The organism is Microbacterium sp. CJ77 (assembly GCF_002911615.1).
GTDB lineage: Bacteria > Actinomycetota > Actinomycetes > Actinomycetales > Microbacteriaceae > Microbacterium.
In genome coordinates, this window is record NZ_PQBR01000006.1 from 331,505 (window position 1) to 353,501 (window position 21,997).

The following is a 21,997-nucleotide window of genomic DNA, read 5'->3' on the forward strand; positions in this document are numbered from 1 at the left end:
GACTGGTGGACCTGCCGACTTGGCGCAATTGGTAGCGCACCTAACTTGTAATTAGGGGGTTACGGGTTCAAGTCCCGTAGTCGGCTCTAGAGGGGGGAGTGGCCATGCGTCGTCGCCCCCCGGTCCTTCTCGCGGCGCTCGGCGCCGTGTCGGTCGGCGCCCTGACCGCGGTGCAGGCGCGCATGAACGGTGGCCTCGGCAGTGAGTCCGGCAATGGCATCCTGGCCGCGTTCGTGTCGTTCGGATCAGGGCTGCTGATCCTGATCGTTGTTGCGCCCCTGACATCCGCGGGCCGGACCGCGATGGGACGCCTGTTTGTCGGTGTGCGGGGACGAAATATCCCGCCCTGGATGCTGCTTGGTGGCCTCGCCGGCGCGCTCACGACCGCGACCCAGGGCCTCACCGTGGGGTTGCTCGGGGTCTCGCTCTTCACGGTGGGGGTCGTCGCGGGACAGACGGTCGGCGGTCTGGTGCTCGACCGCGTCGGTTACGGCCCCGCGGGAGTCGTTCCCGTCACGATGCGTCGCGTCGGTGGCGGAGCCCTCGCGCTCGTCGCCGTCGGGGTCGGACTCGCGGGGGGAAGCCTGGCGTCGGTGCCCTGGTGGATGCTCAGCCTTCCGTTCCTGGCGGGGGCCGGCATCTCCTGGCAGCAGGCGACGAACGGGCGCCTGCGTCAGCGGGTCGACTCGGCGTTCGCCGCGACCTTCGTGAACTTCCTCGGCGGCACCGTCATCCTCGGTGTTGCGGCCGCGGTTCACATCGCGGTCGTCGGCCCGCCCGCTTCCCTCCCCACGAACCCGTGGCTGTACCTCGGGGGTGCCACGGGGGTCGTCTACATCTTCGTATCGGCGGGACTCGTGAGATATACGGGCGTGCTCTTGCTGGGGCTCGGTTCGGTCGTCGGGCTGCTCGCGACATCGGTCGTGCTCGACGCCGTGTGGCCGACGGATGCCGAACTCGACGTGACTCGCGCGCTCATCGCTGTGGCGGTCGCGCTCGTCGGGGTGCTCGTCGTCGTGATGCCGCGGCGGCGCTAGCGGCGGGGCATCCGCGAGACGAAGCGCGAAGCGTCCACGCCGCGACGGAAGCCGCCGCGCGTGCGCTCCGGCTTCTTGCCGACGTACAGCCAACCCAGGAGCTCTTCGTTCTTCTTCAGACCGTGTGCCTTCGCCACGGCCTTCGACCGCGTGTAGTGGCCGGTGCGCCACAGCACGCCGTAGCCGGCCTCGTCCAGCAGCAGACTGAGCACGTGGGCGACACCGGATGCCACGGCCTCCTGCTCCCACCGCGGCACCTTGTCGCTCTTGCGGTAGCTCGCGACCACGGCGATCAGCAGGGGGGCGCGGCGGGGCTTGCTGGAAACACCCTTCTCGCCCTCGGCCTTGTTGATCGCGCGGCCGAGGGTGTCGCGGTCGTCTCCGCGCAGTTCGATCAGACGCCAGGGGCGCAGCCCCGAGTGGTCGGCGACCCGACCCGCGGCGGAGACCAGCTCGAGCAGCTCTTCGTGCGTCGGGGCCTCGTCGGTGACCTTCGACCACGAACGCCGGGCGCGGACGGCGTCGAGCGCGCTCACTTCTCGGGCTCGAACGACAGCGCGAGCGAGTTCATGCAGTACCGGTCGCCGGTCGGCGTTCCGTAGCCGTCGGGGAAGACGTGACCCAGGTGCGAGCCGCACGACGCGCACCGCACCTCGGTGCGCATCATGCCGAGGGAGTCGTCCTCGATCAGTTCGACCGCGTCGGGACGGACGGACTCGTAGAAGCTCGGCCATCCGCATCCGGAATCGAACTTGGTGCCGCTCTCGAACAGCTCGGCGCCGCACGCTCCGCACGTGTACAGGCCGGACCGCTCCTCGTCGAGCAGTTCGCCCGTGAACGGGGTCTCGGTCGCGGCCTGCCGCAGCACCGCGAACCGATCCGCGTCGAGTTCTTCGCGCCACTGCGCGTCGCTCTTGGTGACGGTGTAGTCCATCGCACTCTCCTGTCGTCCCCTCCATTCAACCCTGCGCGCGGACGACGCGGCGCATCGCGCTCGAATGAACACGCTTGAATGGGACCATGACCGCCCGCGACGAGGTAGCTGAGCGCTACGAGCGGTTCGCGCTCGTCGAGGCCCCCGGTCGCTCCGCCCTCTACGCCGAGTGGGCGAGCGGTGTGGCGACGGATGCCTCGGCGTGCGACGTGATCGGACGGCTCCCGCCAGACCGGCGGCAACCCCCGCTCGTCTTCGCGCTCGCGCGCCTGCGCGGCGCTCCCGAGACCGGTGGCTACCCGGAGTTCGCCGCGTGGCTCGTGCGGCACGGGGACGAGCTCGTGGCCGACGCATCCGTCCGCTCGCTGCAGACCAACGAACCGCAGCGGTCGGCCGTGCTGCTGCCCGCGCTGGCCGCGATCGAGGGACCGATCGCGCTGATCGAGCTCGGGGCGTCCGCGGGCCTGTGTCTCGTGCCCGACCGCTATTCGTACCGATACGGCGGCGCCGCGGACGTGCGGCTCGATCCGGCGGACGGGACCTCCTCGGTCGTGCTCTCGTGCGACCTGCGCGGCGTTCGCGTACCCCACCTGCGGATGCCCGAGATCGTCTGGCGGGCGGGGCTCGATCTGCGCCCGCTCGATTCGTCCGATCCGGCCGACCGTCGGTTCGCGACCGCGCTCGTGTGGCCGGGCGAGACGGGACGCGCCGAGCGCATCGAGGCGGCGCTCGAGATCGCTTCGGGCGAGGACCTGCGCATAGCTGCCGGTGACGCGACCGATCCCGCGGCGCTCGCACAGCTGGTCGATTCCGCTCCGTCCGGCACGACGATCGTCGTGACCACCCCCGGCCTGCTCCCGCACGTGCCCCGGACCGGTCGCGAGCGCCTGTTCGAAACGCTGGCAGCCCTGCGCGGTAGGGATGGGCGCGGGGTCGACTGGATCTCACTCGACCCTCCTGCCCTGCACGATCGTTGGACGACACCGGTGGACCCGAACGGATGGCCGGGGTTCGTTCTCGGCCTGAACGGTCGCGTGCTCGCCGCGGCCGATCCGCTTGGCGCGTGGCTGGAGTGGCGCGCGGGCTGACGCGCTCGCGCGACCTACCCTGGGGGCATGCCCGAGTCCCCGAGCGATGCCCTCACCGCGGACGAGCGCGCGATGCTCGACTTCGAGGGCGAGTGGCGGCGCCATGCGGGCGCGAAGGAAGAGGCGATCCGCGCCGAACTCGACCTCGCACCCGCGCGCTACTACCAGCTGCTCGGCCGGCTGATCGAAACCGAGGCGGCTCTCGCCTACGACCCGATGCTCGTCAAGCGGCTGCGGCGCGTGCGCGACCAGCGCGAGGCCGAACGGGCTGCGCGCGAGGGTGCACTGGGCCTGTAGCTCTCGGGGCCGCACAGGACGCCCGGCCGCGGCGTTGAGGGTTCGCACACGCGACCGCCGGTAGCATTCTGTGGTGCCCACGTCCTTACGCGATCGATTCGACGACATCTCTGCGTCCCCCGGCCGCGTCGGAGCCCACCGGGCCGAGAACCCCCGGGTGCGGGGCTGGACCACGCTCGCGTGGGCGCTCGCCGCAACCGTCGTGCTGGTCGTGGTGGGGATCTTCGCGAGCATGATCTGGCAGGGCAAGATCGTGCTGTTCCCGACGCCCGCTCCCTCGATCTCGGTCATCCCGACGGCCGAGCCCGTCGTCGACACGTCGTACACCGTCCTGGTGCTGAACGGCACGCCCGAAGAGGGGCAGGCGACCCTGGCGAAGGACGAGCTCGTGGCGAACGGATGGCCCGAGGCGAACGTGCTGGCGGGCAACGCCGGCGACCGCGCCTTCCCCCTGACGACCGTCTACTACGCGGCGCCCGAGGCCGAGGGGGCCGCCCGTGGTCTGGCCGGTCTGATCGGTGCCACCGAGGTCGCGCTCGACCCCGAGTATCCGCTTCCCGGCACACCCGCAACGCAGCTGACCGTGGTGCTCGGACTCGACCGGATCGAACCCGCCGCCACCGAGACGCCCGCCGGATAACCCGTCGTCCGCCGGATCGCGCCGGATGCTTCGGTCCCGCGCCGGATCTCTCGGCCCGGGACGCATTCGACGGCCCATTCGCCCGCATGTTTCGGCGGAGTTACGAGTTGGCGGCCCCCGTGTCAATAGTTGCGCTCGGGGCTCTTCTGAGCCGATCGCGCTGGCTAGCATGACCCTGTCTCACCCACGCAGCACAGGAGTTCACGCATGACCCAGGGCACCGTCAAATGGTTCAACGCCGAGAAGGGATTCGGTTTCATCACCGTGGTCGACGGTGGTCAGGACGTCTTCGTCCACTACTCGAACATCGACATGACGGGATTCCGCGTCCTCGAAGAGGGGCAACTCGTCGAGTTCACGGTCGGGGCGGGCCAGAAGGGCCCCCAGGCCGAGTCCGTTCGCGTCGTTTCCTGACGCGTCGGCTTCCTTCTCGCTCGTCGTGTCGGCGGTGCGAGCCGTCGCGCGCGTCCTAGTGTGGCGCGCATGACGACGCCTGCGCGGGCCCGCGCGCTCCCGCGTTCGGTGCGACTCTCTGCGACCGTCGGTGTGCTCGTGTCCGCGCTGGTGCTGGGCGCGTGCGCCGCCGAATCGACGAGTGCCGAGTCCCCGTCGGCGACGCCGGGGACAACGGCGTCGTCCGAGCCCTCGCCGACCGTCACCGCCGAGGCGCCGCCGATGGCCGTCCAGCCCCTCCGCGGAACGCAGGTCTCACCCGAGGCCATCGCGGGACCGGCACTCGCCGCGAAGATCGACAACCACGTCGGAGCCCGGCCGCAGGTGGGCCTCGATCACACCGACATCGTGTTCGAAGAGCTCGTGGAGGGCGGCCTGACCCGCTACGTCGCGGTCTGGTTCTCGGACGTGCCCGCCGAGATCGGTCCGGTGCGGAGCATCCGTCCCATGGATCCCGACATCGTCTCGCCGTTCGGCGGGCTGATCGCCTATTCGGGCGGGCAACAGCGCTTCGTCGACATGATGCTGAACACGCCGGTCCACAACGCCATCCACGGCCTCGCAGACGACCAGTTCATGTATCGCACCCGCTCGAAGGCCGCGCCGCACAACGTCATCGTCCGCGCGCCCGAGCTGCGCGCGGCGTACGCGGACATCCCCCCGCCCGCGCAGCAGTTCGCCTATTCGCAGCGTCCGCAGACCGCGTCTGCCGCCGCCTACGGCAACCCCGCCGCGGGGCTCGACCTGTTCTTCTCGGCCAAAGAGGGCCGAACGTGGCGGTGGGATGCGGGCTCCGGTCGCTACCTGCGGTCGCAGAACGGAGCGCCCGACATGGACTCGGCGGGCGGGCAGCTCGCCGCCACGAACGTGGTGGCTCTCTCGGTCGGCATCGACTGGACCTACGGGGACATTCCGAAGACCGTGATGGTCGGCAGTGGCCCGGCGTGGATCGCAACGGGTGGCAAGGTCGTGCAGGTCACGTGGACCAAGAGTGCGCGGGACGCCCCGATCCAGCTGACCAATCAGTACGGTACCCCGGTGTATCTGGCCCCGGGGAACACCTGGGTCGAACTGGTTCCCAACGCGCGGGGCGGAAGCATCGCCGTCGTCTGACCCGAACCATCCGGACTCCCCGCGGCTTGCACTCGGTGGGGGTGAGTGCCAGAATGGGCGTTAGCACTCGCCTTACCGGAGTGCTAAACCAATACCTACGTCCGGGAGGGACGACACACACATGGCAAAGATCATCGCTTTCGACGAAGAGGCCCGACGCGGCCTCGAGCGCGGCCTGAACATCCTCGCCGACGCCGTCAAGGTGACGCTCGGCCCCCGCGGTCGCAACGTCGTGCTCGAGAAGAAGTGGGGCGCCCCCACGATCACGAACGACGGCGTCTCGATCGCCAAGGAGATCGAACTCGACGACCCGTACGAGAAGATCGGCGCGGAGCTCGTCAAGGAGGTCGCCAAGAAGACCGACGACGTCGCGGGTGACGGCACCACCACCGCCACGGTTCTGGCTCAGGCGCTCGTCAAGGAAGGCCTGCGCAACGTCGCGGCCGGCGCCGACCCGATCTCGCTCAAGCGCGGCATCGAGAAGGCCGTCGCGGCCATCTCGGCCGAGCTGCTCAAGAGCGCCAAAGAGGTCGAGACCAAGGAAGAGATCGCCGCCACCGCGTCGATCTCGGCCGCCGACACCACCATTGGTGACCTGATCGCCGAGGCGATCGACAAGGTCGGCAAGGAAGGCGTCGTCACCGTCGAGGAGTCGAACACGTTCGGCACCGAGCTCGAGCTCACCGAGGGCATGCGTTTCGACAAGGGTTTCATCAACCCCTACTTCGTCACCGACCCCGAGCGCCAGGAAGCCGTGTTCGAGGACCCCTACATCCTCATCGCGAACTCCAAGATCTCCAACATCAAGGACCTGCTGCCGGTCGTCGACAAGGTGATCCAGGAGGGCAAGGAGCTCGTCATCATCGCCGAGGACGTCGAGGGCGAGGCTCTCGCGACTCTCGTGCTCAACAAGATCCGCGGCATCTTCAAGTCGGCTGCCGTCAAGGCTCCCGGCTTCGGCGACCGTCGCAAGGCGCAGCTGCAGGACATCGCCATCCTCACCGGTGGTCAGGTCATCAGCGAAGAGGTCGGTCTCAAGCTCGAGAACACGACCACCGACCTGCTCGGCAAGGCGCGCAAGGTCATCATCACCAAGGATGAGACCACGATCGTCGAGGGTGCCGGCGACTCGGAGCAGATCGAGGGTCGCGTGACCCAGATCCGCCGCGAGATCGAGAACACCGACAGCGACTACGACCGCGAGAAGCTCCAGGAGCGCCTCGCCAAGCTCGCCGGTGGCGTCGCCGTCATCAAGGCCGGCGCGGCAACCGAGGTCGAGCTCAAGGAGCGCAAGCACCGCATCGAGGACGCCGTTCGCAACGCGAAGGCCGCCGTCGAAGAGGGCATCGTCGCCGGTGGTGGCGTCGCCCTCATCCAGGCCGGCAAGAACGTGTTCGACACGCTCAACCTGACGGGTGACGAGGCGACCGGTGCGAACATCGTTCGCGTCGCGATCGAGGCGCCGCTCAAGCAGATCGCCCTGAACGCCGGCCTCGAGCCCGGCGTCGTGGCGAACAAGGTCGCCGAGCTGCCCATCGGACACGGCCTCAACGCCGCGACCGGTGAGTACGTCGACATGTTCGCGTACGGGATCATCGACCCCGCCAAGGTGACGCGCTCCGCCCTGCAGAACGCCGCATCGATCGCCGGTCTGTTCCTGACGACCGAGGTCGTCGTTGCCGACAAGCCCGAGAAGGTCTCCGCTCCGGCGGGCGACCCGACGGGTGGCATGGACTTCTAAGTCCCGCACGAATCACCAGAAGGGCCCCGGCGTCACGCCGGGGCCCTTCTTTTCGTCTGCCTGGGGTTGGTGAGAGCGCGGTTACGTGAGCGCGAGGCGCGGGTCAGCGGAACAGGGCGGCGTTCGTGACCTCGGCATCCGCGTACTGTCGGCCGGCGGATTCCAGTGCCAGGGTGATGGCGGCGAGGCTCTCTTCGACGTGACGCTGCGTCGCGCGCCAGCGTTCGACGGTCTCCTGGAAGGCCGCGGATGCCTGCCCGGTCCACGTGGACTGCAGCTGCACGAGTTGCCCGAGCATCGCCTGCGATTCGGCTTGGATGCGGTCGGTCGTCCCGCGGATCGCGGCGGACTGAGCGATGACGGCGTCGGAGTCGACGGTGAAAACGGCCATGGGGCTCCTTCGAGGGATCGGTGCCGCCGGATGGTCGGCGGCTGACCCGACGTTATGCGCTGCGTCGTGCGCGCCGCCGCCCCCGCATCCATCTCCTCTGCTCGCCCCTCTTCGCCGCCCCTGGGGAGGACGGGTCGGCGGAGCGAGTCCGCCCGGGACGAGACGGCGTCAGGGGAGCGGCGGCCGAGGCGGCAGCTCGGGGAGCGGCTGCGTGTCGAGGTACAGCGTCGACTCGGGCGCAATGGGGAACGAGACACGGAAGGTGGCGCCACCGCCCGGGGTGTCTTCGACCTCGACGGTGCCGTTCAGCGCCGCGACGATCGACGCGACGATGGCGAGTCCGAGGCCGGAGCCGCCGGTTTCGCGCGTCCGCGAAGAATCGGCGCGCCAGAAGCGCTGGAAGATGTTGTCGCGGATCTGCTCGGGAATGCCTTCGCCGTGGTCGACGATCGCTACCCACCCCATGCCGAGAGGGGCGGTCTCGCTCACCGCGGTGACGTCGGTGCCGACCACGATCTCGATCGGTGAATCGTCGGCGGTGAAGCGGCGCGCGTTGCCGAGCAGGTTCGCGACGACCTGGCGGATCCGGTTCTCGTCCCCGAGCACCACGGGTGGGCGACTCACGGCGACCGGGATCGGCTTGGTCGGGAACGAGAGCTGAGCGGGACTCCCGGGGGCACCGGCCGAGGACCCGCCGCGAGGTGCCGGAATGGGTCGCGGGATGCGGCGAAGGAGCGAGCGTGCTCGTGCGCCGGAGCTCGCACCGCCGCGTCGACGGGGGGCCGAGGCATCCTTCTCTGCGGGATCCGTGTCCACGGGGATCGTGCCCGTCGCACCATCGTCCTCGAGGGCGATGCGCGCCGCGAGAGAATCCGCGTCGATCACCGTCACCGTGCGCTGCGGTGCGGCGGCGCGCAGATCCATGCCGGCGTCGCGCGCGATCGGGCGCAGGTCGATCGGCGCGATCTCGACCTCGCGGCGCTCGTCGAGGCGCGCCAGGGCAAGCAGGTCCTCGACCAGCACGCCCATGCGGATCGCCTCTTTTTCGATGCGTTCCATCGCCTGGGCGGTGTCTTCGTCGCCGCGGATCGCACCGATCCGGTACAGCTCGGCATAACCGCGCACCGTCACGAGGGGCGTGCGCAGTTCGTGGCTCGCGTCGCCGATGAAGCGCCGCATCTGGCGGACGGTCGCCTCGCGCTGACTGAGCGACGCATCCACCCGATCGAGCATCGTATTGAGCGCGCCCGTGAGCTTTCCGACCTCGGTGCGCGGGTCGCCGGGAGTGAGTCGCTGGCTGAAGTCTCCGGACGAGATGGATGTCGCGGCGCGCTCGACCTGTCCGAGCGGGCGGAACGTCTGGGTGACGAGGAGCCGCGTGGTGAGTGCACCCGCCGCGATCGTGATGAGGCCGAGGATGGTGAAGACGCCGAAGAAGGTCGCGACCGTCCGGTCGATCGGAGCGAGGGGTTGCGCGATCACCTGGGTGTAGAGCTGCCCGTTCAGCCCCGGGTCCAATGTTCCGGCGCTGGCGTGATAGACCGCGCCGTCGTCGTCGTACAGCGTGAATGGTGTCGTGCCGAGCGAGATCGTCTTCTCGAGCGTGTATTCCTCTGGCCAGTTCGGGCCGTCACCGGAGGGTCGCCCCCCGAGCGACTCGCCCTCCGCCTCGTAGACGGCGATGAAATAGTCGCCGGCCACTGCCTGGTCGGTCAAAGAGATCTTCACGGTGCCGTTGTCTTCGTCGATCTCGACATCCAGCAGCCCGGCGCCAAGGTTCGAGGACGCGCGTGCCTGGAGCTGCTCGTCCTGCGCGACGACGAGGGCGTTGCGCACGAACGCCATGGTCGCGATGCCCGAGGCGAACAGGCCGATCGCGAGGATCGCCACAGTGACCCCGGTGACCTTGGCGCGGAGGCTGACGCCCCGCCACCACCGGGTGACCTTGTCGGGTTTGTGACGATCGCTCAGGGGAGCCCCCTACGCGGTCTTGCCGGCCTTCAGCATGTAGCCGAAGCCTCGCTTGGTCTGGATGAGCGCTTCGGAGGAGTGCGGGTCGATCTTGCGACGCAGGTACGAGATGTAACTCTCGACGATGCCCGCGTCGCCGTTGAAGTCGTACTCCCAGACGTGGTCGAGGATCTGAGCCTTCGACAGCACGCGGTTGGGGTTGAGCATCAGGTACCGCAGCAGTTTGAACTCGGTGGGGCTGAGGTCGATCGAGACCTCGCCGACCTTGACGTCGTGCGTGTCCTGGTCCATCGACAGCTCGCCGGCGCGGATCACGGCCTCTTCGTCGGCCTGCATGGTGCGGCGGAGGATGGCCTGGATGCGCGCGACGATCTCGTCGAGGCTGAACGGCTTGGTGACGTAGTCGTCACCGCCGGCGTTCAGACCCTCGATCTTGTCTTCGGTCTCGTCCTTGGCAGTCAGGAACAGGATGGGGGCGGTGTAGCCAGCGCTTCGCAGACGCTTGGTGACGCTGAACCCGTTCATATCGGGCAGCATGACGTCGAGCACGATCAGATCGGGCTCTTCTTCAAGAACGGCCGAGATCGTCTGAGCCCCGTTAGAGACGGCCCTGACCTGAAAGCCGGCGAAGCGCAGGCTCGTGATCAAGAGATCGCGGATGTTCGGCTCATCGTCTACGACGAGGATGCGCGGTGCAGTCATTACCCCATTATCCCCACTGGAGCGATGCATCCGCTGAATCCTGCCCTGATCGGCGCGTTCGGCGCGCGATCGGGCGGCTCGTGCGACTCAGGCGGCGATCGCCGAACCGTCGAGGATCGTGTACGCGTAGCCCTGTTCGGCGAGGAAGCGCTGGCGGTTCTGCGCGAAGTCCTGGTCGACCGTGTCGCGGGCGATCAGCGTGTAGAAGCTCGCGGTGTGGCCGTTGGACTTGGGCCGCAACAGTCGCCCGAGGCGCTGCGCCTCTTCCTGGCGCGAGCCGAACGATCCCGAGACCTGGATGGCGACGGATGCGTCGGGCAGATCGATCGAGAAGTTCGCGACCTTCGACACCACGAGCACCGAGATCGAGCCTTCGCGGAACGCCTGGAACAGCACCTCGCGCTCGTCGACGGGCGTCGCGCCCGTGATCTTCTGGGCATTCAGCTCTTCGGCCAGGATGTCGATCTGGTCGAGGTACTGCCCGATGATCAGGATGCGCTCGCCCTCGTGGCGGTCGACGAGCTGGCGCACCACGTCGATCTTGGCGTGCGCGGTCGCGGCGAGCCGGTACCGCTCGTCGTCCGCCGCGGCGGCGTACTCGAGCCGGTCGGAGGCCGGCAGGTCGATGCGCACCTCGTAGCAGGCGGCGGGGGAGATGAAGCCCTGCGCCTCGATCTCTTTCCACGGGGCATCGAATCGCTTCGGGCCGATCAGGCTGAACACGTCGCCCTCGCGTCCGTCCTCGCGGACCAGGGTCGCGGTGAGGCCGAGGCGACGACGCGCCTGCAGCTCGGCCGTCAGCTTGAACACGGGGGCGGGGAGGAGATGTACCTCGTCGTAGACGATCAGGCCCCAGTCCAGCGCGTCGAGCAGCGCGAGGTGCGCGTACTCGCCCTTTCGCTTGGCGGTGAGGATCTGGTAGGTCGCGATCGTGACCGGCTTGACCTCTTTGACCTGACCGGAGTATTCGCCGATCTCCTCCGCCGTGAGGGTCGTGCGCTTGAGCAGCTCGTCGCGCCACTGCCGCGCCGAGACCGTGTTGGTCACGAGGATCAGTGTGGTGGTCTTGGTGTCGGCCATCGCGGCGGCACCGACGAGGGTCTTGCCCGCGCCACAGGGCAGCACGACGACGCCGGATCCGCCATCCGTGAAGCTGTCCACCGCCTGGCGCTGGTAGGGGCGCAGGTTCCACTCGCTCTCGTCGAGCGCGATCTCGTGCGGCGTGCCGGGGGTGTAGCCGGCGAGATCCTCGGCCGGCCAACCGATCTTCAGGAGCTCTTGTTTGATGTGCCCGCGCGCCCACGCGTCGACCGTGTAGGTGCCCGGGACGGGCTGACCCGTCAGCAGCGGCTGGATGCGCTTGTTGCGTGCGACCTCGGACAGCACGGCGCCATCCGTGCTGCGCAGTACGAGCGTCCCCTCGTCGTCGCGTTCGATGACGAGCCGGCCGTAGCGGCCGACCGTCTCTTGCACGTCGATCGAGACAGACGGCGGAACGGGGAACTTCGACCACCGTTCGAGCGTGGCGAGCATGTCTTCCGCGTGGTGTCCGGCGGCACGGGCGTTCCACAGGCCGAGTCGCGTGATCCGGTAGGTGTGGATGTGCTCGGGCGCCCGTTCGAGCTCGGCGAAGATCGCGAGCTCGTGCCGCGCGGTCTCGGCGTCGGGGTGTGCCACTTCGAGCAGCACGGTCCGGTCGCTCTGCACGATCAGGGGGCCATCAGACATAAGGGCCAATTCTACCGGTGCCCGCGTGTGTCCGGGCGCGCCTCACACGCGTCGGACGCCGCGGACGCTCGAAACGGGCAGCGTGCGCTCGACGTCCGTTCCGCGTTCGCGGCCGCGCAGGCGACCGCCACCCAGACCGCTGGCCTCGAGGGTGAACGTGCGGGTCGAGCCATCCGGCAGTTGCACGTCGACGTCGACGATCGAGCGGGCGCGGACGGCGGCCTCGATCTCGCGCTCGAGCCAGGCCGTGTCCGCGTTGGAGGAGACGGATGCGCGGAGCGTCGCGATGAGCGTTGTGTACGACTCGGGTGGGGCCGACCCCGGCGCCAGCGCGCTCGCCGCGATGCGGTGACGTCGCATGGGCTCTTCATTTCCCTGGTGGTCGACCGCGACGGCGGGATAGCGCGCGTCGATGAGCGCCCAGAGCACGGTGTCGCGGGGCGCGCGGGACGTCAGCGCCGAACCGTCCGTGGTGCGGACCAGACCGAGGGGCCGCAGCGACTGGTCGACGGCGATCGTCTCGAGGGCCTGCGTCTCGGTGCTCGTGACCAGAGTGCGCGGGGTCTCGGGCGGGGCGTCCGGGTCGTACCCGACGCGGACGAGTCCATGCTTGTCGGCGGTCGTCCGCACGAGGTATTCGAGGGGCTGCGGCACGCCGGTCAACGACAGGCCCGCGAGGAACTCGAGCATCGACTCGGCGGTCTCTCCCTCGGTGAGGGCCGCGGCGATGGTCTCGGGAGTGAAGCGGTACGACGACGCCTGTGCGTGCGACTCGCGGTGGGCGAGTTGGCGCAGGCGCACATCGAGCCCGGATGCGAGGGGGCCGGGCGAGATCGCCGTCAGGTCGTTCTGCAGATAGATGCGGTCGACCTCGTGGGGGAGCAGGGCCCCGAGCCGCGCTTCGGCCTCGGCGGCGCCGGATGGCAGGGCGCGCGACCACGGGGGCGCGGAACCGTCGGGTGCGACCAGGCCCCACACGAGGGCCTGGGTGTGCAGGGCATCGGCACGCACCGGCCACGAGGCATCCGCGGGGAATGTCGCGTTCCAGGTCGACGGGTCGGTCCAGGCGCCGCCCGCGCGGATACCGCGGGGCAGTTCGTCGCGCCACGCGGTGGCGACGATCGACCAACGCCGCACGGTGGGTTCGCGCAACCACAGTTCCGCCTGGGCGGTGGGCAGCAACCAGCGCCCCTCGACGTTCAGCAGCCCCGCGGTCTGCGCGAGGGCGGTCAGGGCATCGAGGTCGTCGGGGCGCTGCAGGTCTTCGGTGATCCGGCGGCGATCGGCGGCGGCAAGCGCCCCCGAACCCAGGCGCGCGAACGGCGCCTGCAGCGACTGGATCAGGATGTCGCCCAGCGACGCAACACTCGTGAAGGCCCGTTCTGCGATGGCCCCCTCGGTCGCCGCGTCGGCCGGCGGCAGGGTGGCTCGCGGAGTGGCGGCATCGAGGGCGACGAGATCGATCGCGGCGGAGGTGGAGGGGAGAGGGATGCCCGAGGCATCCGTGAGTCCCAGACTCCGCAGCGTCGGGGCCACGTCTTCGGGTACCGGCGTGCCGTCGGTGGCCGCGCGGGCGACCGAGGCGAGTTCGGTCGCGGTCAGCCCCTGCAGGGCCCGTGCGACGAAGGTCGGCTCGGTGAGCGCGTCCGCGGCGTCGAAGTAATCGCGCCAGGCGGCAGTGGGCGAGACTCCCCGTGCCGCGAGCAGGGCGGCGAACTCCGAGTCATCGAGGGTCGCGAGGCGCGCGGCGAGCTCCCTCGTTCCCTCTGTCATCGTCGGCTCAAGACGAAGCCTGATTCGCGCGCTTGCGGCGCACCCAGGTGATGACGAGGAGGGTGATGATGAGCACGAACGCGAGCGGAAGCCCGATGTTCGGCAGGATGGCGACGAGCGGCCAGATTCCCGACGAGAAGTCCTCGCGTGACATTCCGGTGGCCGTGCCGATGATGATCGCGAAGAAGCACACGATCGACAGGAGCGCGATTCCGAGCGACATGAACGCGAGAATGCGTTCGGCGCGGCCAGGCGGCACCTGTGAAGAATCGGGAGACGTGCTCATTCGTCCGAGCCTAGTGGGAGCGGCGCTGCTATTCATCGCGCACGTCGGGAAGTGGTGCCGTAGGCTGGGATGTCGGGGGTTTCCCCGAATTCTTCAGCGCCCGCGGGTGCCAGACGCAACGAGGTAGTTCACGATGCCCACCGGCAAGGTCAGGTTCTTCGACGAGGAGAAGGGCTTCGGCTTCATCTCCACCGATGATGGCGAAGACGTCTTCCTGCACGCCACCGCACTCCCCGCGGGAACGCCCGCCCCCAAGCCCGGCACACGCCTGGAGTTCGGGGTTGCGGACGGCAAGCGCGGCCTGCAGGCGCTGTCGGTGCGCGTCCTCGAGGCGCCGCCGAGCCTGTCGAAGGCGCAGCGCAAGCCCGCCGACGACATGGCGATCATCATCGAAGACCTCGTCAAGCTGCTCGACGGCATGGGCGGGGATCTGCGCCGCGGTCGCTACCCGAGCAGCTCGCACAGCAAGAAGATCGCCGCGGTCCTGCGTAAGGTCGCCGATGAACTCGACGCCTGAGTCCGAGCAGCCTGTCGCCTCTGTTCCCGAATCCGAGGTGCCGGATTCTCCGTTGACGGATTCTCCGACGCCGGATGTCGACGTGCCGGATCCCGAATTGCTGGGCGCGCGCGATCTCGCGCTCGCCGCGCTGCGCGAGATCACGGACGACAAGACGATCGGCGAGGCCGCCGGGTATCGCCAAGAGCCCGACGGTGCGCTGTCGCTCCGGTTCGCCAACCGCATGATCGGCTACCCGGGGTGGTTCTGGACCGTCACGCTTGCGCGCGTGGAGGGGTCTGCCCCGACCGTGCTCGAGGCCGAGTTGATGCCCGGCGACGGCGCGCTCCTCGCGCCCGAATGGACGCCGTGGGCCGAACGCCTGGCCGACTATCACGCTCACCAGGCCGAGCTCGACCAAGAGGCGCTTGCCGCCCAGGCATCCGACGACGAATCCGGTGACTCGGACGACGAGGAGGACTCGGACGACGACGACCTCGACGACGACATCGACGATCTCGATGCGGCCGACTTCGACGAGGACGGTTCGCCGATTCTGCACTCGGGCGACGTCGACGGCGTCGACATCGATAACTTCTCGGACGACGCGGAGTCGGACGACGACGACTCGGATGACGACGTGGACGACGAGGAATCCGACGAGGATGACTCGGACGACGATGACGATGAGTCCGACGACGATGAATCCGACGATGACGACGAGTCGGACGACGATGACGACTCGGACGACGACGAGTCCGACGAAGAGTTCGACTACCAGGACCCGCGCGTCGACCGCAGCTACTAGGCCTGCGGCGTCAGCTCGCTACTAGGCCTGCGGCGTCAGCTCGCTATGAGGCCTGAGGCATCCGTTCGAGCGTGTATTCGATCGCGCCGATGAGCTGGCGCACGTCGTCGGGCTCGATCGAGACGAACGTCGCGATGCGCAGCTGGTTGCGTCCGAGCTTGCGGTAGGGCTCGGTGTCGACGATGCCGTTGGAGCGCAGCGAAGCCGCGAGGGCCGCGGCATCCACGCTCTCGTCGAAGTCGATCGTGACGACGACCTGCGAGCGGTCGGCCGGGTCGGCGACGAACGGCGTGGCGACGGCGGATGCTTCGGCCCAGTCGTACAGCGCAGCCGACGACTCGGCCGTGCGAGCCGAGGCCCACGACAGGCCGCCGTTGTCGACGATCCACGACAGCTGTTCGCGCAGCAGGAAGAGTGTCGCGAGCGCCGGGGTGTTGAGCGTCTGGTTCAGGCGTGAGTTGCTCACCGCGTTGACCAGGCTGAGCGAGTCCGGGATGTACCGATCGGACTTGCCGATGCGTTCGATCCGCTCGATCGCAGCGGGGGAGGCGAGTGCGAGCCAGAGCCCTCCGTCGGATCCGAGGTTCTTCTGCGGGGCGAAGTAGTAGACGTCCGTCTCGGCGATGTCGACGTCGACGCCGCCCGCGGCGCTCGTCGCGTCGATCACGGTCAGGGCTCCGTCGTCGCCGTGCACCCGTGTGACGGGGGCGAGCACGCCGGTCGAGGTCTCGTTGTGCGGCCAGGCGTAGACGTCGACTCCGGCGACGACCTCGGCGGTCGTGCGCTGCCCGGCGGGTGCATTGCGCACATCCGGGGCCTCGAGCCAGGGTGCCTTGGCCGCGGTGGCGAACTTGCCGCCGAACTCACCGAACACCAGGTTCTGCGCGCGGCGCTCGATCAGACCGAAGGCCGCGGCATCCCAGAAGCTCGTCGATCCGCCGTTCGCCAGCAGGACTTCGTAGCCCTCCGGTGCGCGGAACAGCTCGGCGAGCAGGGCGCGCACGTCGCCGACGAGGTTCTTGACGGGGGCCTGGCGGTGCGACGTGCCGAGCAGCTCTGCTCCGGTGGTCGCGAGGGCCGCCAGCTGGGCGGGGCGAACCTTCGATGGTCCGCACCCGAAGCGTCCGTCGGTGGGCAGGAGTTCGCTCGGAAGGGAGACGTGGGGCATGCCCTCGATTCTAGGGTCGGGCGCGGGGTGACTCCGGCCGTGTGACGGCCCGCTGGGTTAGGCTTACCTTCGCAACCCGGACGCGAGGAACCACCTGCCATGACCGATCTGATCGATACGACAGAGATGTATCTGCGCACCATCCTGGAGCTCGAGGAAGAGAACATCATTCCTCTGCGCGCGCGCATCTCGGAGCGCCTCGGCCACTCGGGTCCGACGGTCTCGCAGACCGTGGGACGCATGGAGCGCGACGGACTGGTCGTCGTCTCGGAAGACCGTCGACTCGAGCTCACCAACGCGGGTCGCCAGAAGGCCATCGACGTCATGCGCAAGCACCGCCTGGCCGAGCGACTCCTCTCGGACGTGATCGGCCTGGACTGGGCCTACGTCCACGAAGAGGCGTGCCGCTGGGAGCACGTCATGAGTGAGCAGGTCGAGCGCCGGCTCGTCGAGCTTCTCGGGCACCCCACCGAATCCCCGTACGGAAACCCGATTCCGGGCCTCGATCAACTGGGCGATGTGCCGGCGGCGATCTTTTCACAGGGAGTTGTCGGACTCGTCCGTCACCTGAACGAGGTCGGCGGTCCGGTCGAGGGCACCGTGCGTCGCCTGGCCGAGCCCGCGCAGGTCGATCCCGAATTGCTCGAACAGCTGCGCAGCGCCGGGGTTATGCCGGGTGCGAGGGGCAAATACCGCTACAACGAGGGATACGTGCTCGTCGAGATGGACGGATCGGACGAGGGTCTCGAGCTTCCGGTCGAGGTTGCCGCGCACATCTTCCTGGTCGACACCTCCGTCTGAATCGGATGCTCGAGGGCGCAATTCGTCCACAGAGCCCGCCTGTCGAAGTGACAGAACCGTTACCTTCCGGTAATCTCGAAAAGTCCACCGCCGAGAAGCCAGGCGATGGAACTCCCGGCCCGAACGCCCCTCTAGGCTCGTCCACTCGGCCGGCTGAACCACGAACATCGTGGCGACGAGCCAACACCCCTACGCGGGGTGCCGGGGCAGGAGGAAGCGTTTGGCTGAAGAGACTGACTCGCCTGTGAGCGCACCCGACGCGCAGGTAGCGAGCCGAGACCGCAGGGGACGGTCGGCTCGGAGCGAGACACAGAAGCCACCCCGCCTCGATCGATCGACGCGCCGAGCGACCAAGCTCGAGCGTCGCGCCGCCCGCCCAGAGCGTGCGCCGAAGTCTCAATCCGGACGACGTGGGCCGGTTCGCAGCATCCTGACCCTTGCGGTCGTCACCGGACTCTTCGCCACCGTCGCGATTCCCGCCTATGCGGCCTGGCAGCCCGAAGCCGACGCGATGACGCTGCAGCAGCTCGCTGCGGACGGCGCTCAGACGCTCGTCGTCGCTTCGGATGTCGCAGACACCTCCACTCTTTCCCGCGGATCGTATTCGGCGACGACGCCGGACGAGATCTCGAAGAAGAAGGCCGAAGAGGCCGCCGCAGCGCGTGCCAAGGCCAAGGCCACCCGGGTCAGCGGCTCGTACGCGATCCCCGCCGGCGTTCCGCTGGTCGCACCGGGTTCGGGCATCGTCCGTCGCCCGCTGCCGTACTTCAACAACTTCGGAGCGCCCTACGCCGGTCACCGCGGCACCGACTACATGGTCGAGCGCGGCACGCCGATCTACTCCATCGCCGATGGTGTCGTCACGGCGTCCACCGACGGCGGCGGCGGACTCGGCGTGACGATCACGATCATGCACAACATCAACGGTCACGCCGTGCAGTCCGTCTACGGACACATGCTGCCGGGCAGTCGCACCGTGGGTGCCGGGGCGACCGTGAGCGCGGGACAGCTGATCGGACAGGTCAGCGACACCGGCCTGGCGTTCGGCACGCACCTGCACCTGATGATCCATGTCGACGGCACACGTGTCGACGCTGAAGGCTGGCTCGCCGCGAACGCGGGTTGATCGACTCTTCCGTCATGCCTGACAAGCTGCCGACAGACTCTCAACAGGACACGAGTCTCGCGTCGGCGCAGCCGAAGGGTTCGCTGTGGCGCAAGCTGCAGGTGCCTCGCGCGGCCGCGAGCGCCGCGGCGGGTGACGTGCGTCGGCGCCCGGCGCGCAGCATCCTGACGGTTGCCGTCGTTGCGGGGCTGGTGGCGACCGTCGCGATCCCGGCCTATGCGGCGTGGCGGCCCGAGACCGGGCCGAAGACGCTGCACCAGCTCGCGGCGGACGGGGCGCAAGAGATCGTTGTGGCGTCGGATGTCGGGGGCTCCACCCTTACCCGCGGTTCGTATTCGGCGACCACGCCCGACGAGATCGCGAAGAAGAAGGCCGCGGAGGCCGCCGCGGCGCGCGCCAAGGCCGCGGGCGGCATGATGAACATCGATCTGAGCAGCATCCCGGCCGGATCGGGCGCGATCGGGTGGCCGCTGCGCAACATCTCGAATATCAGCGACCGCTTCGGGGCTCGAGGCGGCTCGCACAAGGGCGTCGACATGCTCGCGCCCGCGCTCTCGCCCGTCTATGCGGCGGCGGACGGTGTGGTCAGCCAGTCGACCGAGGGCGGCAGCGGCGGTTACGGCGCGTACGTCCGCATCGAGCACGTGATCGACGGGGTGCGCGTCAGCACCCTGTACGCACATCTGTCGTATGGCACCCGCACGGTCGAGCCGGGTCAGACGGTGACGCGCGGCCAGGTCATCGGGGGAGTGGGGCGCACCGGGTATGCGACGGCGAACCACGTCCACTTCGAGGTGTTCGTGAACAACGCCAAGGTCGACCCCATGCCGTGGCTCGGCCCCTACGGCACCTGAGCGCGCGACACGGATGAACCTTCGGCATCCGTGAATCTCGCACCCCGAATCGTGGGGTAATCTAACCGCGAACGCTTGCTCGAGCGATGGGAAATGCCGATGGACAACACGCCTCGCATCCGAACCCGGAATGCGCACGGTCGTTACGTCCTTCGTCATCGTGTGGACGGATGCCGCGGCTTGACCGTGGCCGCAAGGCGCTGCCCCTAGGGGCGGCGCCTTTTTTCGTCCTCTCAGCCTGTCGCGCCCGCGGGCGTCGCTGTATCGAATACCGCTGAAGCCGTCACGGGCTATTCGAGAGGACACCCGATGCGCACTCTGGTGCTGAACGCAGGATACGAACCGCTGGCCGTCGTGTCGTTCAAGCGAGCTGTCGTGCTCGTGATGAACGCGAAGGCGACAATCATCGAGCGCGTGGAGGGCGATCCCGTGTGGGGCGCCCGCGGTGCTGTCGATCGCCCGGCGGTGATCCTGCTGACACGCTATGTCCGCGTTCCGCAGTCACGTCGCGTGCCCGTCACCCGCCGGGGCGTGCTGCGTCGCGACGGCAACCGCTGCGCGTACTGCGGCAAGGGTGCGACCACGATCGACCATGTGATGCCGCGTTCCCGTGGGGGAGCGGACTCGTGGGAGAACCTCGTGGCCTGTTGCCTGCGGTGCAACAACCTGAAGGGTGACCGGACGCCCGCCGAGATGCGCTGGGATCTGCGGTACGCGCCGCGGCCGCCGCACGGCGCGCAGTGGACGGTGCGCGGCACCGAGCGTGCGGACCCGCGGTGGGAGCCGTACCTCGAGCTTGCGGCGTAACAGAACTTGCAATCTGCACGCCCCCGAGTTCAATGGAAGGACAGGGCGCCCGTGCCCTCCTCGACCTGAACGAAGGAACCCCACATGAGCGTCACCGACGAACTGCTGCGCAACAACGAGCGTTACGCGGCCACATTCGAGGGCCCTCTCCCGCTGCCCCCGGCCAAGCACGTGGCCGTGCTCGCCTGCATGGATGCCCGACTGAACGTCTATGGCGCCCTCGGGCTTGCCGAGGGCGAGGCGCACGTCATCCGCAACGCCGGCGGCGTGGTGACGGATGACGAGATCCGCTCGCTCGCCATCAGTCAGCGGCTGCTCGGAACCCGCGAGATCATCCTGATCCACCACACCGACTGCGGCATGCTCACCTTCACCGACGACGACTTCGCGAACGCGCTCGAGGCCGACACCGGCACCCGCCCGGTGTGGGCGGCGGAGTCCTTCACGAACCCCGACGACGACGTGCGCAAGTCCATCGCGCGCATTCGCGAAAGCCCCTTCATCCCGCTGAAGGAGTCGATCCGCGGGTTTGTCTTCGACGTCGCGACGGGTCGGTTGAACGAGGTGACTGACTGACCGCCGTCCTCCTGGCCTGCGGTCGAGCTCGGGCGGCATGATCAGGCGCTCGCTAGACTGGCCGGGTCAGCCTCTGTAGCTCAATGGAAGAGCAGTTCCGTCCTAAGGAAAGGGTTGGGGGTTCGAGTCCCTCCAGGGGCACCGTCTTGTATTATTCTCTGACCAGGATCTCCTGAGGCAGATCTCGCTCCTGGGCCTGCCGCGGGAATGGGTAAACAGCGACCAAATGCTCGCGGCCGTCCTTTTGCGAAAGGTCTAGTCCGGTCGTTGCTCGTTCACCACGCCGAATGGCACATGAACGCTCGGGATCTCGTCAGCTGCACTCTCGAGATGCCCGAGTTGGTCGTCGAAGAAGATGTGCGGCTTCAGGACGCGAAGAATCCTTGCCTTCTCGATGCCGCCTAGGAAGAACGCGTCGTTGACACGGACGCCCCACGACTGCAACGTCTTCACGACTCGCTCGTGGGACGGAGCATTGCGGGCAGTAACAATCGCGACGTGGACACGACGGTTGTAGCTTGGATCTTCCGCGACTCGTGCTTCCTCAATATCTTGAATGCGGTTGATGCCGCGAAGAAACTCGGAGAGCCTTCCCTCAGGTAGTGGTTCTTCCAGATGCTCAGTTTCGTGCGCATGGAATGCGGGTAAGCCCTCGGCCTGCATCACGCGTTCAGATGAGTCGTCAGCGAGCACGCCATCGAAGTCGAAGGCGATTCTCAAGTCCGTGCCGTTGGGGTCCGTCGCCGGTGATCCCAAGACCTGACCTGCTGCGAACCCCATATCGAGCGCGATACGAACGTCGCGTTTGTTCTGCGACAGAAACAGAGACATATTTAGTGCGCCCATGTACTCGTAGGGCGACCGACCCTGCATGAAAATCGCGCGAGAGATATTCAGGTCGTGGCTTTCGACCGATCTCATCACACGTAGGCCCGTCTCTGGGTCGTTGCGAGAAAGAACGATGACCTCGACGAGGGGCGCGGCCTCCGACAAGTCGTTCAGTGAGAGTAGGCGTTTGATGAAGGGAAAGGCAACGCCTGGCTTCAGCGCAACCGCGAGATGCTCTTCCTGGTACTCCCTGTAGCGGACTTCGCCGTACTCACGGAACACGCCGTCGGCCTCCGACAGATCGAAGAGCGCGCTAGAAGCGACCCCTACTACGAGCATGTTCTCAAGGTCGTAGGGCACGTTGCTCCCGGGTTGATGG

24 protein-coding genes and 2 tRNA genes are annotated in these 21,997 nt (G+C 68.2%); 16 read left to right on the top strand and 10 right to left on the bottom strand.

The window, feature by feature from the left end; all coding sequences use genetic code 11:
- The first annotated feature begins 13 nt into the window (after positions 1-13).
- Both C2868_RS02310 and C2868_RS02315 read left to right on the top strand, forming a co-directional pair.
- Positions 14-86 (top strand) — tRNA-Thr (locus C2868_RS02310).
- 18 nt (positions 87-104) lie between these two features.
- Positions 105-1,037: a DMT family transporter gene (locus tag C2868_RS02315; RefSeq protein ID WP_103662862.1), complete on the top strand. Its 933-nt coding sequence runs from the start codon at positions 105-107 to the stop codon at positions 1,035-1,037.
- On the opposite strand, the gene C2868_RS02320 is transcribed toward C2868_RS02315, so the two are convergent.
- Both C2868_RS02320 and msrB read right to left on the bottom strand, forming a co-directional pair.
- Positions 1,034-1,573: a nitroreductase family protein gene (locus tag C2868_RS02320; RefSeq protein WP_103662863.1), complete on the bottom strand. Its 540-nt coding sequence runs from the start codon at positions 1,571-1,573 to the stop codon at positions 1,034-1,036. The two genes, C2868_RS02315 and C2868_RS02320, sit on opposite strands and share 4 nt — an antisense overlap.
- The gene (msrB, locus tag C2868_RS02325; RefSeq protein ID WP_103662864.1) at positions 1,570-1,971 is read right to left on the bottom strand and encodes a peptide-methionine (R)-S-oxide reductase MsrB; all 402 of its coding nucleotides are present in this window, start codon (positions 1,969-1,971) and stop codon (positions 1,570-1,572) included. The genes C2868_RS02320 and msrB overlap by 4 nt, the downstream gene beginning before the upstream one ends.
- 86 nt (positions 1,972-2,057) lie before the next feature.
- On the opposite strand from msrB, the gene C2868_RS02330 reads away from it, so the two are divergent.
- From C2868_RS02330 to groL, 6 genes are all read left to right on the top strand, one after another.
- A complete protein-coding gene (locus C2868_RS02330) occupies positions 2,058-3,059 on the top strand; it encodes a DUF2332 domain-containing protein (protein ID WP_103662865.1) in 1,002 nt (333 codons plus the stop codon).
- A 27-nt stretch (positions 3,060-3,086) separates the two neighbouring features.
- Positions 3,087-3,356 carry a DUF3263 domain-containing protein gene (locus C2868_RS02335; protein WP_103662866.1) on the top strand — a complete coding sequence of 90 codons (270 nt, stop codon included), beginning with the start codon at positions 3,087-3,089 and terminating at the stop codon, positions 3,354-3,356.
- A 73-nt stretch (positions 3,357-3,429) separates the two neighbouring features.
- Complete coding sequence (locus C2868_RS02340; RefSeq protein WP_103663049.1) at positions 3,430-3,996, top strand: LytR C-terminal domain-containing protein; 567 nt, start codon at positions 3,430-3,432, stop codon at positions 3,994-3,996.
- A gap of 207 nt (positions 3,997-4,203) precedes the next feature.
- Entirely contained in the window at positions 4,204-4,410 is a 207-nt protein-coding gene (locus C2868_RS02345) for a cold-shock protein (protein ID WP_100811699.1), read from the top strand.
- Positions 4,411-4,479: 69 nt separating this feature from the next.
- Positions 4,480-5,562 (top strand): DUF3048 domain-containing protein, encoded by a 1,083-nt coding sequence (locus C2868_RS02350; RefSeq protein WP_103662867.1) that lies wholly within the window; start codon positions 4,480-4,482, stop codon positions 5,560-5,562.
- A 121-nt stretch (positions 5,563-5,683) separates the two neighbouring features.
- Positions 5,684-7,303 (top strand): chaperonin GroEL, encoded by a 1,620-nt coding sequence (gene groL / locus C2868_RS02355; RefSeq protein ID WP_103662868.1) that lies wholly within the window; start codon positions 5,684-5,686, stop codon positions 7,301-7,303.
- 103 nt (positions 7,304-7,406) lie between these two features.
- On the opposite strand, the gene C2868_RS02360 is transcribed toward groL, so the two are convergent.
- The 6 genes from C2868_RS02360 to C2868_RS02385 all read right to left on the bottom strand — a co-directional run bounded on the left by C2868_RS02360 (position 7,407) and on the right by C2868_RS02385 (position 14,154).
- Entirely contained in the window at positions 7,407-7,694 is a 288-nt protein-coding gene (locus tag C2868_RS02360; RefSeq protein ID WP_103662869.1) for a WXG100 family type VII secretion target, read from the bottom strand.
- Between the two features lie 168 nt (positions 7,695-7,862).
- Positions 7,863-9,539: a HAMP domain-containing sensor histidine kinase gene (locus tag C2868_RS02365; protein ID WP_103663050.1), complete on the bottom strand. Its 1,677-nt coding sequence runs from the start codon at positions 9,537-9,539 to the stop codon at positions 7,863-7,865.
- Between the two features lie 135 nt (positions 9,540-9,674).
- A complete protein-coding gene (locus C2868_RS02370) occupies positions 9,675-10,367 on the bottom strand; it encodes a response regulator transcription factor (RefSeq protein WP_036300315.1) in 693 nt (230 codons plus the stop codon).
- 87 nt (positions 10,368-10,454) lie between these two features.
- On the bottom strand, positions 10,455-12,095 hold the full coding sequence (locus tag C2868_RS02375; RefSeq protein ID WP_103662870.1) for a DNA repair helicase XPB: 1,641 nt from the start codon (positions 12,093-12,095) through the stop codon (positions 10,455-10,457).
- Positions 12,096-12,137: 42 nt separating this feature from the next.
- Positions 12,138-13,868, bottom strand: coding sequence for a helicase-associated domain-containing protein (locus C2868_RS02380; protein WP_103662871.1), 1,731 nt, complete (start codon positions 13,866-13,868; stop codon positions 12,138-12,140).
- Positions 13,869-13,875: 7 nt separating this feature from the next.
- Entirely contained in the window at positions 13,876-14,154 is a 279-nt protein-coding gene (locus C2868_RS02385; RefSeq protein WP_100811645.1) for a multidrug ABC transporter ATPase, read from the bottom strand.
- A gap of 133 nt (positions 14,155-14,287) precedes the next feature.
- Here C2868_RS02385 and C2868_RS02390 point away from each other — a divergent pair, with 133 nt between their 5' ends.
- Positions 14,288-14,671 (top strand): cold-shock protein, encoded by a 384-nt coding sequence (locus C2868_RS02390; RefSeq protein WP_100811644.1) that lies wholly within the window; start codon positions 14,288-14,290, stop codon positions 14,669-14,671.
- On the top strand, positions 14,655-15,458 hold the full coding sequence (locus C2868_RS02395) for a DUF3027 domain-containing protein (RefSeq protein WP_103662872.1): 804 nt from the start codon (positions 14,655-14,657) through the stop codon (positions 15,456-15,458). Before C2868_RS02390 ends, C2868_RS02395 begins: the two co-directional genes overlap by 17 nt.
- 43 nt (positions 15,459-15,501) lie before the next feature.
- On the opposite strand, the gene serC is transcribed toward C2868_RS02395, so the two are convergent.
- Positions 15,502-16,626 carry a phosphoserine transaminase gene (serC, locus tag C2868_RS02400; protein WP_103662873.1) on the bottom strand — a complete coding sequence of 375 codons (1,125 nt, stop codon included), beginning with the start codon at positions 16,624-16,626 and terminating at the stop codon, positions 15,502-15,504.
- Positions 16,627-16,725: 99 nt separating this feature from the next.
- Between serC and C2868_RS02405 the strand changes: the two genes are divergently transcribed.
- The 6 genes from C2868_RS02405 to C2868_RS02430 all read left to right on the top strand — a co-directional run bounded on the left by C2868_RS02405 (position 16,726) and on the right by C2868_RS02430 (position 20,931).
- Positions 16,726-17,427 carry a metal-dependent transcriptional regulator gene (locus C2868_RS02405; RefSeq protein ID WP_103662874.1) on the top strand — a complete coding sequence of 234 codons (702 nt, stop codon included), beginning with the start codon at positions 16,726-16,728 and terminating at the stop codon, positions 17,425-17,427.
- A gap of 244 nt (positions 17,428-17,671) precedes the next feature.
- On the top strand, positions 17,672-18,553 hold the full coding sequence (locus C2868_RS02410; RefSeq protein WP_181003320.1) for a M23 family metallopeptidase: 882 nt from the start codon (positions 17,672-17,674) through the stop codon (positions 18,551-18,553).
- A 14-nt stretch (positions 18,554-18,567) separates the two neighbouring features.
- Entirely contained in the window at positions 18,568-19,407 is an 840-nt protein-coding gene (locus tag C2868_RS02415) for a M23 family metallopeptidase (protein WP_103662876.1), read from the top strand.
- A gap of 309 nt (positions 19,408-19,716) precedes the next feature.
- Complete coding sequence (locus C2868_RS02420) at positions 19,717-20,214, top strand: HNH endonuclease (RefSeq protein WP_103662877.1); 498 nt, start codon at positions 19,717-19,719, stop codon at positions 20,212-20,214.
- An 84-nt stretch (positions 20,215-20,298) separates the two neighbouring features.
- Positions 20,299-20,790 (top strand): carbonic anhydrase, encoded by a 492-nt coding sequence (locus C2868_RS02425; protein ID WP_103662878.1) that lies wholly within the window; start codon positions 20,299-20,301, stop codon positions 20,788-20,790.
- Positions 20,791-20,859: 69 nt separating this feature from the next.
- Positions 20,860-20,931: transfer RNA gene (locus C2868_RS02430), tRNA-Arg, on the top strand.
- Positions 20,932-21,045: 114 nt separating this feature from the next.
- Here the strand turns inward: C2868_RS02430 and C2868_RS02435 are convergent.
- Positions 21,046-21,978: a 5'-nucleotidase gene (locus tag C2868_RS02435; protein WP_219811448.1), complete on the bottom strand. Its 933-nt coding sequence runs from the start codon at positions 21,976-21,978 to the stop codon at positions 21,046-21,048.
- Positions 21,979-21,997 lie beyond the last annotated feature (19 nt).